The following is a 15019-nucleotide window of genomic DNA, read 5'->3' as shown; positions in this document are numbered from 1 at the left end:
CGCTTGGAGAAAAGCGATGACGAGCAATAAAGAAGCGCGCGATTTGAATCGCGATCCCATCACCGGCACTCCGGGATCTCATCCGATCGGAGTGGGTGTGGGCGGCGTAGGCGGCGCTGCCGCGGGTATGGTGCTGGGCGCGCTGGGAGGCCCGATCGGTATGCTGATCGGTGGCGGCATCGGCGCGATCGCCGGCGCTTCGGCTGGCAAGGGCGTGGCCGAGAAGATCGACCCCACCGGAGAGGCCGGCTATTGGCGGGAGGAGTACACCCGACGTCCTTATTACGATCCCAAGTACGATTACGACCGGGACTACGGCCCGGCCTATGCGTATGGCGCGACCGCGCGCTCGAACCTTGGCGATCGTTCCTGGGACCCGTCTACCGAAGTCGAGCTCGAGCGCGAATGGGCCAAGGCGCGAGGAGACTCCAGGCTCGAATGGAGCGATGCGCGCGCGGCGGTGCAGGACTCCTGGGGCCGGGCCGACCGCACCTACCGCACCTACGAGGCCACGGACCGGTACCACGAGTCCCGGTTCGATCAAGCGCCGTACCGCGACGAAGGCGCGCAATACGGCGACTACCGCCCGGCGTATCGCCTCGGCACGCAGGCGCGGCACCAGTACGCCGATCGCGAATGGGATGATCGACTGGAATCCGAACTCGGCGAGTGCTGGAACAACGTCAAAGGCGAATCGCGGCTGGGCTGGGACAAGGCCAAGTCCGCGGCCAAGGATGCGTGGCACAGCGTCGAGCGGGCTCTTCCCGGCGACGCCGACAAAGACGGTCGCTGAGAGCGACTATTGAGCGCCTTCCTTGTCCAGGAAGAGGGCGATGGATGACTGAGCAGGCCCAAGGCGGCTACCGCTTGGGCCTGCTCGCTTTGTGGTCTCTGCATGGGCTCATGGCTGGCCTGCGTTGGGGCGCATGCAAGGCTTGTCGGGGCGGCAGCGACGGCAGGGCCCAAGCGAACGGTGCGGTAGCTCCACAGCGGTGAAGCGAGCGTACAGCAGTCGATCCATTACAAATGTCAGGCGGGATCGGGGTGCGCACGGACAGAGAGTCGGCAACAATCGGCTTGTCGATTCCAGTCATTGCGGTTCAGACGCCGCATGGCCAAGACCGGAGGACGAAATGACCGGGCCATCAACCGATATACGCAGCGCCACTCTCGATGAGATGCCACACGCGGTAGCGACGATTGTGGCTGCATTTGTCGCAGACCCGCCCGCGCGATTCGCTTGGCCTTCGGCACACGACTACCTCCAGACCATGCCGTTGGCCACCCGCGAATTCGCGGGCAGTTGTTTCAAGCACGGCACAGCTTACGTATCCCGGGACTTCCGCGGCACCGCGCTCTGGTTGCCTCCGGGAGTTGAGCCCGACGGCGAGACCCTGGAAAAAATGTTCCGCGACACGGCAAAGCGCGAGCACCTCGACGACCTGCTCGCGACGTTCGAGAAGATGGGACAGGCGCATCCTCGAGAAGCTCATTGGTATTTGCCGCAAATCGGCGTCGACCCGCATGCGCAAGGCAAGGGCATTGGAGCGGCGTTGATGCGTCATGCCCTGGCCCGCTGCGACCAGGATCGAGCGTTGGCGTACCTTGAGGCATCGAAACCGCAGAATATCCCGTTCTATCAGCACTACGGTTTCGAGCCGTTGCGCGAAATCCAGGTCGGCGCGGCGCCGCCCGTCACGCCGATGCTTCGCAGACCTCGCCGCTGAGCGGGCAGACCGGCGCGCTTTGCGGCCGTCCGCTTGGCAATTCGTTCGATCCGTGGCCGCTTCGCGGTGCTGCCTAATCTAGGGGGTGGAACCGACACCCGTGCGGTCTTGTCCGCCATTTGCCTCGGCTCGATCGCAATAATTGAGGTCGGTGGGCTGCCGACTTCGTCGAAGCCGCCCAATCATCCGTGCAAGGTGGCGTGGCGTCAGGCGAATTCGCGCATGGAGCATACCGCGGCTCCCAGTGAATGCCCCGAAAGTTTCGGAAAACTCATGAGGGACGCTCGCTCTTTGGCGACCCCGGGTCTCGTGATGATGGTCTGTGGCCCGTTGTCGGTTCGCATAGAGCACAAGGCGCATCGCCAGCGCTGCCGCATCGCTTCCATGAATGATCGACAACAGTCGCCAGCGGAACCGTTGAGGCTCCAGGTTGGCGCAAGGTTGCTCGTGCCTACTCCCTCGGGTTGGCAGACTCTACTCAAGGAGCAACGATCATGTTTCTAAAGGCTGGGCGAATGGCGCTGCTGCTGGGCGTGGTGGCTCATCTGTTCATTATCGCGCCGTACCCGGGCATCGCCCGCGCGCAATGGGACGACGGCGATCACCGCGATTGGAGCCGCGATCGCAACGACTATGCGCGCGAAGACTGGCGCCAGCGAGACAGAGAGCGCAAACGTCGGGAAGAGGCGCAGGCCAACGGCGTCGTGGCGGGCGTTGTCGGAGCGGCAGTGCTGGCGACCGTTATCGCTGCCGCAGCCAAGCGCGACAAGGAAAACCGTTCGCGCGCGGACTATTGCATCAGTCGCTATGGGAACTACAACCGCGCGAACGATACCTACCGGGCGGCGGATGGCTACACGTATCGCTGCGAGTGAATCGGGGCATGCCGTATGACGGCGTGCTGCGATCCACCATTTGCCGCTCCAATCAAAGGAATACATAGAAAATGAAAAATGCAATCGTTCTGGTCGCTCTTTCCACGGTCGCCGCGGTCGCCAATGCCGCGCCTTCCGATCCGAAGCAGGCGTATATCGACGCGACGTTCTCCGCCATGGATGCGAACAAGGATGGCCGCGTCGACAAGAGCGAGTACGCGAAGTTCCAGAACTCGCGCTTCAACCAGCAGGCCGAATCCGTCGATGCCGCTTTCAAGGAGATGGACAAGGACGGCGACGGGAAGGTCAGCAAGAAGGAAGCTGCCATCGTGCCGGAGATCGCGAAGTACTTCGATGGCCTGGATAGCGACCGCGATGGGTTCCTTTCGCTGAAGGAAATGCAGCAGGCCATGGTCGCGGCGCAGACTGCCGACGCTTCGAAGAAGTGATCGACAGGGTTTGAATGGGTGCAGGCACCTCCTGCGGACACAACTTGACGCGGGGCCCTGCCAAGCACCCACCGGACATGCGGTCGGCCCGCAACACAGAATTTTGAACGGCGTTTTCGTCGTTTGCCGACTCTAAAGCCCAGGCGGGAAGCGATCGCATTCATGCGGCAGCGGCCTGAGACCAGGCCGCTGCCATGTAGGGCGTTTGAATCAAGGCGCGCTCGTCAGCTCCGCCTTATTGGTTTTCTTGTCGTAGATGCAGATCCTCTGGCTCTTCTGCTTTCCGGCGGTGACGGTCACCAGCGCGGCGCCGTAACTCTCGGTGCCGAAGGGGTCGACTTTGACGGTTACCTGCGCACTTTTCGGCTGCGGCCCGAGCAAGATGCGGCAGGCCTTGTCGACGTCCTTGCGGAACTCGGCCCATGCGTCGTTGCTGGATGCCGAGGCGTTGGTCGCGAAGAATGCGCACAAGAAGCCTGCGATCAGTAAAGCCTTTTTCATTTCTATTATTCGCTCGTGGGAGTGGATATGAAGTCGCGAGTCCTCCATCTGGAGGATTTGCGTCTGCACTGGGTCGGAAAGCGCGTGGATTGTAGGTGCGAAAAGTTGCGATACACATTGCAGACGACGATGCTTGCCTTCGAGTATTCAGATGTCGTTTACGAAGCGGCCCTGTGGGTAAACTCGATCTCAGCGAGTCTGCTCGCGCCCGGCTCCGCGGTGCGCCGAGGGATGAGCGCGCGCTGATCAGCGGCAACGGCCAGTCCGCGAAGCAAGGATGGGACGCCTGCCCGAATCGCGTTTCTCGGGCGACAGAGCAGGCGGTCGGCCGAGTTGAACATGGCTGGGACCGGATCCGGGACACCCGCAGAAGTGCTACGACATCCTGGAGCGCGGGTCCCGCGATCACTCGCGCGGCCGGCACGCTGCGAAAGACTTGCGTGCGTGGATCGACACAACGACCCCGTCGTGACTGTTGTCACGATTCGATGGGCATGGAGCCCGATTCTGGCCGTAACCAAGTCGCTTGAGCGTTAGTCGGTGATGCTTCGCGCGAATTGCGCGAATTCACTCTCGATCACGTTTGGAGGTAGGCATGGGGCAGGGCGGAAGTACGGGACGGCTGACTCTGGATCAGCGTTTGTTGACGTATTCGCATCAGTCGACGGATGCGAGTCCGGAGAAGATCACGCTCTCGGGAATAAAGGACTACATGGGCTCGAACGATGCGTTGAGCGCTGGCCACTACAGCAATCGTAGCGACAAAGTGGAGGCCTACAACACCTTGTCGAGGATCACCGCCGCGTCCGCGATGAGCGATGAGCGCCGATATGACCTGCGCACGCAGGCCTATCGGGATTTCAACCGCAACGGAGCGATGCTGGAGAAGGCGGGGATAGAGCCGCCGCAGCCGCCGCAGAAGGAGCAGGCCGCGACGTCCTCGCAGACGGCGAGCAAACTGCCGGAGGACATTCAGCGCGATCTCAAGGCGCTGCTCGCCAACCCGCACAGCTTTCTTTCCTTGAACGGCAGGGGAATCGAGGCCTACGAGAATTGCCAGCACAAGGACCTGCGCAGCGCCATCCACGCCGATCAAGAGTTCGTGGAGAAAGGCGCGAAGTACTGGACCCTGCCCGACGACGGCAAGCGCGCGGGAATCGCTGAAAGCTGGTCCGGTCACCTGCAATCGGCCGACGCCCACAACTCGGTCGGCGTCCATGCGACCAACCGCACGCCGATCGACGCGATCCGCGGCGCGCAGGCCGAGCTGACCACGGCGATCAACGGCGGCTACGACATCACCCAGAAGGGCGCGCAGAATGCCTTCTCGCAGGTGGCGCTGGGCGTGAACCTGGCGTTGAACTCAGCGCAGACGCTCGCCGGACGCGGCGCCGATACCGTGGCCGAGCAAACCATGCTGCAAAGTCCCGACGGGCACTCCAATCAAGGGCCGACGCGAGGCAAGTAGTCGAATTGCCCCGGAGTTTCGCACTGCGCCGGCGCGGGCGTGCGAAGGAAATGGTCGGCCATCGTCGGTGGCCGCGGAACGCCTCTCGCCTGTCGGCGGACTCGCGGCCACCCCGATCGCTTCGGGCTCGCGCTACCGATCAGATGCCGCATCGATTGGATGCCGTCCTCGACGCCGCCCTTCGTGTTGTAGCGTTCGCCAGCGAGATCGGTCTCGTGGTTGCCTGTCGCCAACGCAAATCGACTACCTCTGCTGAGCGTCAGCGCCGATTCGATTGTTTCACTCACGGAACTTCACACCCGCTGGTTATGGATGATTCTGCGAGCGAATTCCCGTCGGCGCGAAATAAACGCCGAATTTTGTGAGCGCAATCAAGCACCGATCAAAAAAGTTGGCCGCCGCGTGCGCTCGACAGCGTAGTAGCAGGCGATGAGCCAAGACGCAGATGCTTTCGCCTGAAGCGACGGCGCTTGCGTTGAATCGCGCAGGCGGCCCATCGCCAAAAACGGCAGCGCCCATTCGGGGAGTCCTCGCAATAGTCCTGCACCGCCACGCACGACGAGGTCGTGCGCGGACCGGTGGAAGAAAGCTTTCGTGATCCACAAACCGCTCGACGGCACCGCTCCGGTGAGCATGTGTCATGCGACGCCGTTTCCGCGCAGCTATCGGCATGACCGCCGGTGACGGCTGCAACGGCGCCTCACCCAGTTCGGAAGCCCATCAATACTAAGGAGATTCCATCGTGGCAGGCATCCAATGGTCGGCCCCGCAGTCCCTGGCCTACATCCCCACCGGCAAGCTGGTGACGTTCACGGCGATGCACCAGGCGGAGTACACGCAATACGTCCAGATCATCGACGCCAACAACCGGCCGATCAGTTTCTATTGCCTGGACGGCAGTCAGGCGACGTTTCCGATCTCGGGCAGCGGCGTCAGCGTCGGCTTCCTCCAGAACGGCGCCGGCAGGTTCACCATGGCGGCCGGGTTGCAGGTCCAGTTCGGCAGCAGCGGGTCGAAAGTTCCGCTGGTCTCGGCAGGCAATCCGGTCCAGTTCTTCATCAACGGCTCCGTATTCGGCGGGGGCACCTTGTACGTGACCGAAGACGGTGGCGACATGGATTACAACGACACCAGCTTCGTCATCCAGTGGTACGCGTACGTGGGCTGACCGCCTCCATCCCGTTCCCCACCGAGTTGGGAGCGGCCCGATCGCTCATGAATTCCCATGGCTGCCGCGATGGATCGCGTGGATTCGTCACGCGGCGCACCAATGACGGAGTGCGGCAATGAAGACCAGGATCGTTATGTTCGGCGCGCTCGCCAGCGCGCTGGCGATGTCCGCGGCATGCACGAAGACAGAACCCGTAGTCGCCGCTTCATCGATCTCCAAGGACCAGGCAACGCCGTTTCCGGGCGGCGCGCCGATCACGGCGGCCGACCTGACCGCGACGCCGGCGGCGTTGCCCGCGGCCCCGCCGGCGTACAACTACGACCCCTACAACCCCAACATCACCCACGCGCAATACGCACGCTTCGCCTGGCGGCAGTTCATCCACTTCAATTCCCCGGCGCAGAAGAACGGCGTCGATGCCGCGGGCAAGTCTCCGGTGGTGCGCGGGAGCATCGATCCGACCCGCAACTTCGCCGCATCCGGCGCCAGCGACTTCTATCAGAGCGGCACGACCGCCGCTTCCAACTTCAGCAGCAACCAGCTGGTCTGGGAAACCTTCGCCCACCGGTCCGAGCTGTTCCCCGCGGGCGCGGCGCCCAGAGGGAACCTGGCCACCCTGGATCCCGAGTACGTTTTCCAGGCGAATCTGAAGGTGGCGTCGTCCGATGCGCGCTTCAACAATCTCGACGAAAATAGCCAGATCGGCCAGAACCAGATCTTCTTCCCGAAAAACGGCAACACGCCGTCGGCCAATCCGCAGGACGATCACATCATCCTGTTCCAGGCCAAGGTGAACCCCGTCGAGTACGACTACATAAAATCCATCTACAACGCCGGCAATCCTCCGGCTTCGCTGGAACTGCCGCCCAACGCGACGAACCAGGCGGAGTCCGTGGAGGTCAAGTCGGCCTGGCGGGAAATGACGCCCGCCTTGATCGCGTCCGGCCGCTATCACACGGCCGAGGCCTTGTACTACTACAAGGAAAATGGCGTGACCCAGGCGCGGGTGGCGACCTTCGGTCTGGTCGGCCTGCACATCCTGCGCAAGATGGAAAACTACCCGACGTTCGTCTACACCACCTTCGAACAGGTGGACAGCCTGACCACGCCGGACAACAAAGACACCGGGTTGTACCTCATCAACCTCTACGACACGATGCAATACGATTCGTCGGTGCCGTCGGGGACCCGGCCGACCGCCATCCTCAATTCCGGATCCAACCGGACCGCGGTAACGCTGCCGTTGGCGGGCCCGGTGGACAGCGCCCACGGCTACGCCGTCGTTCCCGGGCAATACACCATCCCCGACGGGTTCTCGGGGCCGATCAAGGTCCAGAATCCGCCGGTGGCGACCAGCGCGGTCTATGACGTCAACAACGAAGTCCAGCAAGCCATGGCCGGCTCGCCCGCGTTCAAGGACTCGGTGTGGCGCTACTACCGTCTCGTCGGGCTGCAGGTGTTGCCCACCAACGAGGACAGCTCGGTCACGCCGGCCAAGCCCGATCCGCTGACCCAGGACTTTTACCTGGCGAACATCGTGATCGAGAGCAGCCAGCCCGGCATCCAGTTGTTTAAGGGCGGCGTCAAGGATCCCGATCCCGAACAGAAGCAATTCACCTTGCTGGCCAAGCGCGGGCTGCCGAGCATCCTGGGCGTGAAGAAGCTGCCTCCGAACTCCGACAAGTTGGTGATGGGCGGATGCATGGGCTGCCACGGCAACGCGCAATATCCCAGGAACAGCCAAGGCCAGGGGCCGAGCATCTTCAGCTTCCTGATCAACCGGGACACCCTGACGGGGCAAGGCTTCAGTGCCGACGTGCGCAACGAATCGGCTGCGGAGTTGAGCGCGAAACGTCTGGAATATCTGGTGTATTAGCCAAGGCGCCAGCCCGGAAGCGTTCTCGCTTCCGGGCGATGCGCGGCGATCGCGCGGGGCCCACGCCCCCGGGGCCGCGCAATCTTTCCAGACCGAGAATCCCCGGTCGTCGCGTCGATCACAGAAAGCGCCGCTCGATCCCCTTCAAGGCGGGGTCCTTGCGGCACGCCGACAGCGGCCGCGCCTTGGACGAGAAGATCTCCAGGATGTTCTTTTCCTCGGCGTCGACCCGCACGTTGAAGCAGGCGCAGCCATAGCCATGGCGGCCGGCGTTCGTCGCGCGCCACTGTCCCGGCGGATACTCCGGCGGCCAGTCGCCCTTGGCTTGATAGCCGCCCTGGATGGCGATCGTCCATTCGCCATCGCGATCGTACAGAGAGGCGTTGCCCGGGGTCGGATTGTCGAACCAGCCGCAACGCAGCTCGGCGCCGGAAGGCGTCGCGGCGACGACGGTGCCGAACGCCAGGAGCAGCGCGGCGATGGCGGCGATGTTCGTTCGAAGGCTCATGCGGATCGGTCCTGGTTGCAGGCGCGATGCCGCGCAGCGGCCGCGCAGGCTTCGACGGTCACGGGCCGTCCGAGTACACCGCGGGCAACGTGCGCTTGGCGCCGTCGAGGCGGAGGGTCACGGTCACTTCCTGTTCGATGCCGATGGGCTCGCCGTCTTCCACGCGCTGCTGGATCACCCGTCCGGGCTTCACCTGCATGCGCAAGCCGTCGCCGGCGAACGTTCCCGCCAGCCGCGGCGCGCCCGCGGCGGGCTCCGCGCCGATGCGGCGCAGCCGATACGAGCGCCCGCCCAGGGCCACCTCCACCGGCTCGTCAAGCGATCCGCAGTGGTCGGTGACGAACGGGATCGAGTCCAGCTCCCTGGCCGATTCGCCGCAACGCGCGCGGTAGGCCGGTTGCACCTGCGCTTCGCACAGGCGGACGTGGAGCCGGCGCATCGGTTCGTCCGGCGCGACGCCGATGCGCGCATCCGCGGCGCAGTCGTCGCCGGACACTTCGTTCGGTACCAGCCGGTCGCTGTCGGCCGCGGGAGCCGATGCGCTGCTGTCGGCCGCGTCGGCCTTGCGATCCTTGGCATCGGGCCGCTCCTGCGCGGCGTAGCCGGGTGCGGCGACCGCCAATAACGCCAGTACGGCGATGTGCGCGAAATGCTTCATCGTTGCTTCCTTTCGATGCGGCTTATGACAGCATGGTTCCGCGGCGAAGACCAGGGGACTGGCCGTCGGTTCCGCCTCCGCCGCGAGCGGCACGCCAGCATTCGAGGCAGAGCCTGGGCAGCATCGGCGCTGCCGAAGCGTCCAGCGACCTTCGCCTGGCGTGAGTGCGTCGGCTGTATCGAACCCATTCCCTCCATTGTCGCCCTTCACGATGACTCTATCCGCCGACGCCCGCCAGCGCATCGAAACCCTGTTGCGCGCCCATCGACTCGTGGTTTTCATGAACGCGACGCCCGATGCGCCGGAGCGTTTCTTCTCGCACACGATCTGCCATCTGCTCGACGGCCTTGGGCTCGACTATGCGCACGTCGACGTGTCCCGCGACGCGACGCTTCGCGAACACATCAAGGCCTACGGCGGCTTGCAGGCCATACCGCAGCTGTATCTCGACGGAAAGCCGCTCGGCGACAGCGACGCGGTCGAGCGCATGGCCGGCGCCGACGAACTGCACGCCGCGCTGGGGCTGCCCGCGCCGGATCGCACGCCGCCCACGGTGCGCTTGACCGCGGCCGCCGCCGAGTTCCTGCGCGGCGTCGTTCGCGGCAAAGGCGAGGGCACGGTGGTGGACATCGAGGTCGATCCGCAGTTCCGCGGCAGCCTGCGTTTCGGTCCGCGCAGGAAGGACGCCATCGCCGCCGAAGTGGATGGCGTCGCGTTGCAGTTCGATCTCGCCAGCGCGCGCCGCGCCGACGGGCTGTCCATCGACTGGCAGGATGTCGAGCGCGGCCCCAGTTTGCTGCTCAGCCATCCGCGCGCGCCCGTGCCCAAGCCGGTGCGCTGGATCTCGCCGGCCGAGGCGGACGCCCGCGTTCGCGCGGGAACGCTGACCGTCGTCGACCTGCGCCGCGAGGACGAACGCGCCCTGGCTCGGCTGTCCTTGCCGTTCCTGTCTCTGGACGAAGGCACGCACGCGATCCGCAACCTGCCGCCGCAGGCGCCGCTGGCGGTCCTGTGTCACCGCGGCGACCGGTGCTGGCATGGCGCCCAGCACCTCGTCCAGCTGGGTCATCGCGACGTCTACGCTGTCGAAGGCGGCATCGACGCCTGGGCCGCGGACGTGGATGCGTCGATACCGCGCTACTGAGCCGGCGGCCGCTTGCCCCTGGCCCGTTGGCGATGCGTCCTCAGCGCATATTTCGCAGCGTGACGGTCGCCGCATTAATCGAAAGTGGGACAACTTGACACCCGGATCGCCGCGCACCACAGTCGGCAGCGTCCAATAGCGCCGCACACGCATGCGGCGCACCGCGCGGATCGGCAACCGACCGCGCGACTGTCGTCATTGTTCTCTGGGGGGAAGGCCGCGCCGCAGCAGGTTTGCCGCGTGGCATGAAAAGGCTGGTGCGTCCGCACCGGCCTCCTTCCCTATCCACCAGGCACCTGGAGAACCAACCTAATGAGCATCAGAGTGGCAGGATTCTTGCTGTCCGGCGTTTTGCTGACGGCCGGGCTGTCGCCCGCGCACGCGCAGAGCGCCAGCTGCACGGGAATCGCCGAATGGAACGCGTCGACCATCTATAGCGCGGGCAACAAGCTGGTCTATCAGGGGCGGCTGTATCAGGCGACCACGTCGATCTGGAACACGCCGCCCACGCACTGCCCCAGCTGCGGCTACTACCAGGACCTGGGCGCCTGCAGCGCGGGCGGCAATACGCCGCCGACAGTGGCGTTGACCGCGCCGGCGAACGGCGCGAGCTTCACCGCGGGCGCCACCATCGCCATCACGGCGAATGCGGCCGACGCCAACGGCAGCGTCGCCCAGGTGCAGTTCTTCCGCGGCGGCACCTCGCTGGGCGTCGATACCACCGCGCCCTATAGCGCGAGTTGGAGCAATGCGGCCGCGGGCAGCTACGCGATCACCGCGGTCGCCACCGACAACGAGGGCGCCACCACCACCTCCGCGGCGGCCAACATCACCGTCAATGCCGGGACGCCCGACACCACCCCGCCCAGCGTGCCGGCCGGACTGGCCGCGGCCTCGGTGACCTCGTCCAGCGTCAATCTGAGCTGGAACGCTTCCACCGACAACGCGGGCGGCAGCGGCGTCGCCGGCTACGACGTCTATCGCAACGGCACGCTGGTCGGCTCGCCCGCCGGCACGTCTTTCAGCGACACCGGCCTGACCGCATCCACTGCCTACAACTACCACGTGCGCGCGCGCGACAACGCCGGCAACGCCTCGGTGCAAGGCGCGCAGATCAGCGCGACCACCGGCGCCGGCGGCGGCGACAACACGCTGCCGCGGCATGCGCTGGTCGGGTACTGGCACAACTTCACCAATCCGTCCGGTCCCACGATCCCGATCAGCCAGGTCTCCAACGACTTCGACGTCATCGTGGTCGCGTTCGGCGACGACGCGGGCAACGGCGCGGTCAGCTTCACGGTCGATCCGGGCGCCGGAACCGAAGCGCAGTTCAAGGCCGACGTCGCCGCGGCGCGCGCGAAGGGCAAGAAGGTCGTGCTGTCGCTCGGCGGCCAGAACGGCACGGTGACCTTGAACAACGCGACCCAGGTGGCCAACTTCGTCAACAGCATGGAGGACCTGATCCGCTACTACGGTTTCGACGGCGTCGACATCGACCTGGAAAGCGGCGCGGGCGTGTACCACGGAGCGGCCGTGCAGACCAACCTGGTCACGGCGGTCAAGCAGCTCAGCACGCGCATCGGTCCGTCGTTCTATCTGTCGATGGCGCCCGAGCACCCGTATGTGCAGGGCGGCTTTACCGCGTACAGCGGGATCTGGGGCGCCTATCTGCCGATCATCGACGGGCTGCGCCAGGAGCTCGACCTGATCCACGTGCAGTACTACAACAACGGCGCGCTCTATACGCCGTACAGCCAGAACGGCTTGGCCGAAGGTTCGGTCGACATGCTGGTCGGCGCCAGCCTGATGCTGATCGAGGGCTTCAGGACCAACAACAACACCGGCGTCGTCTTCAACGGCCTGCGGCCGGACCAGGTCGCGCTCGGACTGCCCTCGGGCCCGTCCTCGGCCAACAGCGGACAGGCGTCGTCGGCCACGATCGCCAATGCCCTGAACTGCCTGACGCGCTTGCAGAACTGCGGAACCATCCGGCCGCAGCAGGCCTATCCGACCTTCCGCGGCGTCATGACCTGGTCGATCAACTGGGACCGGCGCGATGGCTTCAACTTCTCCAAGCCGGTGCGGGCGACGTTGAATACCTTGCCCTGAGGGGCAGCGAAAAGCCGCGAGGCTGTTCGCTTGCCCCGCGACTCCTTACTACCCGGCGCCCTTGATGGGCGCCGGTTTTTTTCGACTCCACCGACGGCCGTTCCTGCTGGGCGGGTTCGAGACGAGGGCGTTGGACCATGCGGTCGCGGCCGAGGCGGGGATTGCCGTGGCGATGTCGCTGCTGATCGTGCCCGGTGGTCGCGTTCGCCGCCTTGACGGATGTAACCGCGCCGGATCGCAGTGCGGGCCGCGGCTGAAGCCGAGCCGGCCGCATCGCCGCGAACGCGAACACGCGCAAACGCGCGCGAGGCGGCTACTGCAGCAGCGAATCCTCCCACTGCCGGTCCGTCGCCGACACGGTCGCGGCGTAGGTCCGGGTGTAGCTGCCGTCCCAGGGATCGTTGAAGTAGACGTAGTTGCCGGAGTAGCCGGTCACCACCACGTCGTGGGCGCCGCCGCTGCTCCAGCGCCAGGACATGATGAAGGGCTTGTTCGCGTCGATGCGCGCTTTCAGGTTGGCTTGGCTCAGGTAGCCGTTCTGCTGGTAGAAGCGCTGGCTGCCCCAGAAGTAGTTCATCGCATCGTCGACGTCGTAGTTCCAGTTGCCCTGATTGGCGTAGCTGTTCCAGTAGAAGGTGTTGTTGCCGCAGGCGTAGTTGATGCCGAAGGAATAGTTCGCCATCGAGCACTGGGTGACCCACTTGCCGTGGTAGCTCATGATCATCGAGGCCGACGCCGCCCAGCACCAGTTGCTGTGTTCCTGCTTGTACAGCGGAACGTTGAGCACGCCGGCCGAGGCGGTGCCGAGCGCGGCCAGCGCCAGCAGCGCGGCGGTGGACAGTTTGTTCTTGAGGTTCATCGAAGGGCTCCGCAGTTCGGTTCGGTCGGTCAGCGCTGGCCGCGCTGCAGGTTGCCGCGCACGGCCGCTTGCAGCGCCGGCAGCAGGTCTTCGCTGCTCAGCGCCTGCTCGGCGCCGGCCGCGCTCTTGGCGTCGGCGGACAGTGCGAGCGAGCGCCGCGCCGAGGGCATCGGCACGAACCGCGAGCGCTCGCCGGCGCTGCGCACTTCGATCAGGTCGGAGGTGGCTTGGTAGATGCGCACGAAGCGGAACGAGCCGTCGCCGGTGGCCGGCGCGGCGGCGACCAGGTCGGCGGCGAGCGCGGACGCGCCCGCGCCGACGGCCTGCCAGCGGCCGTCGACCCGGTTCATGTCGAGCAGGCCGACCGGCTTTCCGGCGGACAGGATCACGAACTTCCAGGTGTCGGTGCTGCGCGCGAAGCGGCTCAGGTCGGCGTTGCCGTTGGCGTACATCAGCGCGGCCGGATCGACCGTATTGACCTCGAAGCCAGCGCCGAGCGAGAGCGCGCGCAGGTCGCCGTAGGTCGCCGCGGCGATCGGGAAGCCATCGGGCAGCTTGGCGTTGGCGGCATGGCCGCTGCTCATCTCCCGCATCATCGTGCGCAGGCCCTGTTCGGCCGCCACGCGCAGGCCGAGGCTGGACTGGTCGCGCAACGCGACCTTGCCCGCGCCGATGTTTTGCGCGGCCGCCGGCAGCGCCGCCGCCGCGCACAGGCCAAGCGCCACGGCCGGCGCCCACAGCGCCGTCCTCATGTAACCGACTTTCATCATTCGTTCTCCGCCAGGGTTGGGTTTTGTGCGATGCGACAGCGCATCGCCGACGTTCGCCGGCCGCGGCGGCCGAAAGCGTTTCGGCCGCGCGACGGCGTGTCGTAGTCAATTCACCCGGTGCGGAGCGAATTCCCGCCACCGATCGGCGCTTGCTGCATCGCATCAAGAAAATCTGCGATGAACGTTTGCCTTTTGGCTATTCCGACCGCAAAAATCATGCAGCGTGGATTGCGGCCGATGGCACTTTGATCCTCGCGATGCGAAGGCGGGCGACGGCCGCAGGGGGCGGCCGCCGCGGCGCGGGCAACCGCACCGGCCGCCGCGCAGAATCCAACGAGGCGCTTCAACCATGGGCGAAATCACCGTCCTGCTCGGGCAGGCGCGCGCTGGCGACGGCGCCGCCTGGGATCGGGTGGTGCAGCTGCTGTACGCCGACCTCAAGCGGCTGGCGCGCCGCGCCAGCGTCGGATCGGGCGGACAGGACGTCACCGCGCTGGTGCACGACTGCTATCTGCGCCTGGACCGCGGCGGCGCCGACGGCATCGAGAGCCGCGCCCACTTCCTGTCGGTCGCGGCGACGGCGATGCGCCAGCTGCTGATCAACCATGCGCGCGACCGCATCGCCGACAAGCGCGGCGGCGGGCAATCGCATACCACGCTGGGCAAGGCCGATCTCGACGCCGCACGCATGGCGTATTCGGAGGCCGAGGAAATGGTGATGATCGACGCCGCGCTCAAGCGTCTCGGCGACGTCGACGAGCGCCTGGTGCGGGTACTGGAATGCCGCTTGTTCGCCGGGCTCAGCGAAGAGGAGACGGCGCTCGCGCTGGGCCTGCCGCTGCGCTCGTCGCAACGGCTGTGGCAACAGGCGCGCGAACGCCTGCGTGCGCTGCTCGATGCCTGA

General features: G+C 65.6%; 17 protein-coding genes. 10 read left to right on the top strand and 7 right to left on the bottom strand.

Annotation, left to right across the window (positions count from 1 at the left end):
• The first annotated feature begins 16 nt into the window (after positions 1-16).
• The 4 genes from JHW41_RS22620 to JHW41_RS22605 all read left to right on the top strand — a co-directional run bounded on the left by JHW41_RS22620 (position 17) and on the right by JHW41_RS22605 (position 3051).
• Positions 17-793 (top strand): hypothetical protein, encoded by a 777-nt coding sequence (locus tag JHW41_RS22620; protein WP_250447575.1) that lies wholly within the window; start codon positions 17-19, stop codon positions 791-793.
• A 478-nt stretch (positions 794-1271) separates the two neighbouring features.
• The gene (locus tag JHW41_RS22615; protein ID WP_250447573.1) at positions 1272-1727 is read left to right on the top strand and encodes a GNAT family N-acetyltransferase; all 456 of its coding nucleotides are present in this window, start codon (positions 1272-1274) and stop codon (positions 1725-1727) included.
• Positions 1728-2242: 515 nt separating this feature from the next.
• Positions 2243-2602 (top strand): hypothetical protein, encoded by a 360-nt coding sequence (locus tag JHW41_RS22610; RefSeq protein ID WP_250447570.1) that lies wholly within the window; start codon positions 2243-2245, stop codon positions 2600-2602.
• Between the two features lie 71 nt (positions 2603-2673).
• Positions 2674-3051: an EF-hand domain-containing protein gene (locus tag JHW41_RS22605; protein WP_250447567.1), complete on the top strand. Its 378-nt coding sequence runs from the start codon at positions 2674-2676 to the stop codon at positions 3049-3051.
• A gap of 210 nt (positions 3052-3261) precedes the next feature.
• Here the strand turns inward: JHW41_RS22605 and JHW41_RS22600 are convergent, their stop codons facing one another.
• Positions 3262-3552, bottom strand: coding sequence for a hypothetical protein (locus JHW41_RS22600; protein WP_250447564.1), 291 nt, complete (start codon positions 3550-3552; stop codon positions 3262-3264).
• Positions 3553-4195: 643 nt separating this feature from the next.
• Here JHW41_RS22600 and JHW41_RS22595 point away from each other — a divergent pair.
• Entirely contained in the window at positions 4196-5020 is an 825-nt protein-coding gene (locus JHW41_RS22595; RefSeq protein ID WP_250447561.1) for a hypothetical protein, read from the top strand.
• Here the strand turns inward: JHW41_RS22595 and JHW41_RS27625 are convergent.
• Positions 4996-5307 carry a YegP family protein gene (locus tag JHW41_RS27625; protein WP_428995415.1) on the bottom strand — a complete coding sequence of 104 codons (312 nt, stop codon included), beginning with the start codon at positions 5305-5307 and terminating at the stop codon, positions 4996-4998. The genes JHW41_RS22595 and JHW41_RS27625 overlap by 25 nt on opposite strands.
• A gap of 84 nt (positions 5308-5391) precedes the next feature.
• Positions 5392-5655: a hypothetical protein gene (locus JHW41_RS22590; RefSeq protein ID WP_250447559.1), complete on the bottom strand. Its 264-nt coding sequence runs from the start codon at positions 5653-5655 to the stop codon at positions 5392-5394.
• Positions 5656-5762: 107 nt separating this feature from the next.
• On the opposite strand from JHW41_RS22590, the gene JHW41_RS22585 reads away from it, so the two are divergent.
• Positions 5763-6188 (top strand): hypothetical protein, encoded by a 426-nt coding sequence (locus tag JHW41_RS22585; RefSeq protein WP_078996869.1) that lies wholly within the window; start codon positions 5763-5765, stop codon positions 6186-6188.
• A gap of 118 nt (positions 6189-6306) precedes the next feature.
• On the top strand, positions 6307-8067 hold the full coding sequence (locus tag JHW41_RS22580; RefSeq protein WP_250447556.1) for a hypothetical protein: 1761 nt from the start codon (positions 6307-6309) through the stop codon (positions 8065-8067).
• A 118-nt stretch (positions 8068-8185) separates the two neighbouring features.
• Here the strand turns inward: JHW41_RS22580 and JHW41_RS22575 are convergent, their stop codons facing one another.
• Both JHW41_RS22575 and JHW41_RS22570 read right to left on the bottom strand, forming a co-directional pair.
• Positions 8186-8575: a DUF4087 domain-containing protein gene (locus JHW41_RS22575; protein WP_057946004.1), complete on the bottom strand. Its 390-nt coding sequence runs from the start codon at positions 8573-8575 to the stop codon at positions 8186-8188.
• Positions 8576-8633: 58 nt separating this feature from the next.
• Positions 8634-9326 carry a hypothetical protein gene (locus JHW41_RS22570; RefSeq protein WP_139381875.1) on the bottom strand — a complete coding sequence of 231 codons (693 nt, stop codon included), beginning with the start codon at positions 9324-9326 and terminating at the stop codon, positions 8634-8636.
• Positions 9327-9429: 103 nt separating this feature from the next.
• Between JHW41_RS22570 and JHW41_RS22565 the strand changes: the two genes are divergently transcribed.
• Positions 9430-10377, top strand: coding sequence for a glutaredoxin domain-containing protein (locus JHW41_RS22565; RefSeq protein ID WP_250447553.1), 948 nt, complete (start codon positions 9430-9432; stop codon positions 10375-10377).
• A 312-nt stretch (positions 10378-10689) separates the two neighbouring features.
• On the top strand, positions 10690-12486 hold the full coding sequence (locus JHW41_RS26030) for an Ig-like domain-containing protein (protein ID WP_284499510.1): 1797 nt from the start codon (positions 10690-10692) through the stop codon (positions 12484-12486).
• A gap of 313 nt (positions 12487-12799) precedes the next feature.
• On the opposite strand, the gene JHW41_RS22545 is transcribed toward JHW41_RS26030, so the two are convergent.
• Positions 12800-13345 (bottom strand): C39 family peptidase, encoded by a 546-nt coding sequence (locus tag JHW41_RS22545; protein ID WP_250447550.1) that lies wholly within the window; start codon positions 13343-13345, stop codon positions 12800-12802.
• A 29-nt stretch (positions 13346-13374) separates the two neighbouring features.
• Positions 13375-14097, bottom strand: coding sequence for a hypothetical protein (locus JHW41_RS22540; RefSeq protein ID WP_250447547.1), 723 nt, complete (start codon positions 14095-14097; stop codon positions 13375-13377).
• 367 nt (positions 14098-14464) lie between these two features.
• On the opposite strand from JHW41_RS22540, the gene JHW41_RS22535 reads away from it, so the two are divergent.
• Complete coding sequence (locus tag JHW41_RS22535) at positions 14465-15019, top strand: ECF-type sigma factor (RefSeq protein WP_057946010.1); 555 nt, start codon at positions 14465-14467, stop codon at positions 15017-15019.

Origin of the sequence: Lysobacter enzymogenes (genome assembly GCF_023617245.1) — a bacterium.
Classification (GTDB): domain Bacteria; phylum Pseudomonadota; class Gammaproteobacteria; order Xanthomonadales; family Xanthomonadaceae; genus Lysobacter; species Lysobacter yananisis.
This window is presented reverse-complemented; position numbering and strand designations above follow the sequence as displayed.

Bases quoted from the DNA above. Each gene is read 5' to 3' on its own strand.
- JHW41_RS22545 (WP_250447550.1), bottom strand. From the start codon at position 13,345: ATGAACCTCAAGAACAAACTGTCCACCGCCGCGCTGCTGGCGCTGGCC.
- JHW41_RS22600 (WP_250447564.1), bottom strand. From the start codon at position 3,552: ATGAAAAAGGCTTTACTGATCGCAGGCTTCTTGTGCGCATTCTTCGCG.
- JHW41_RS26030 (WP_284499510.1), top strand. From the start codon at position 10,690: ATGAGCATCAGAGTGGCAGGATTCTTGCTGTCCGGCGTTTTGCTGACG.
- JHW41_RS22590 (WP_250447559.1), bottom strand. From the start codon at position 5,655: ATGCTCACCGGAGCGGTGCCGTCGAGCGGTTTGTGGATCACGAAAGCT.
- JHW41_RS22620 (WP_250447575.1), top strand. From the start codon at position 17: ATGACGAGCAATAAAGAAGCGCGCGATTTGAATCGCGATCCCATCACC.
- JHW41_RS22540 (WP_250447547.1), bottom strand. From the start codon at position 14,097: ATGAGGACGGCGCTGTGGGCGCCGGCCGTGGCGCTTGGCCTGTGCGCG.
- JHW41_RS22605 (WP_250447567.1), top strand. From the start codon at position 2,674: ATGAAAAATGCAATCGTTCTGGTCGCTCTTTCCACGGTCGCCGCGGTC.
- JHW41_RS22615 (WP_250447573.1), top strand. From the start codon at position 1,272: ATGCCGTTGGCCACCCGCGAATTCGCGGGCAGTTGTTTCAAGCACGGC.
- JHW41_RS22535 (WP_057946010.1), top strand. From the start codon at position 14,465: ATGGGCGAAATCACCGTCCTGCTCGGGCAGGCGCGCGCTGGCGACGGC.
- JHW41_RS22580 (WP_250447556.1), top strand. From the start codon at position 6,307: ATGAAGACCAGGATCGTTATGTTCGGCGCGCTCGCCAGCGCGCTGGCG.
- JHW41_RS22575 (WP_057946004.1), bottom strand. From the start codon at position 8,575: ATGAGCCTTCGAACGAACATCGCCGCCATCGCCGCGCTGCTCCTGGCG.
- JHW41_RS22610 (WP_250447570.1), top strand. From the start codon at position 2,243: ATGGCGCTGCTGCTGGGCGTGGTGGCTCATCTGTTCATTATCGCGCCG.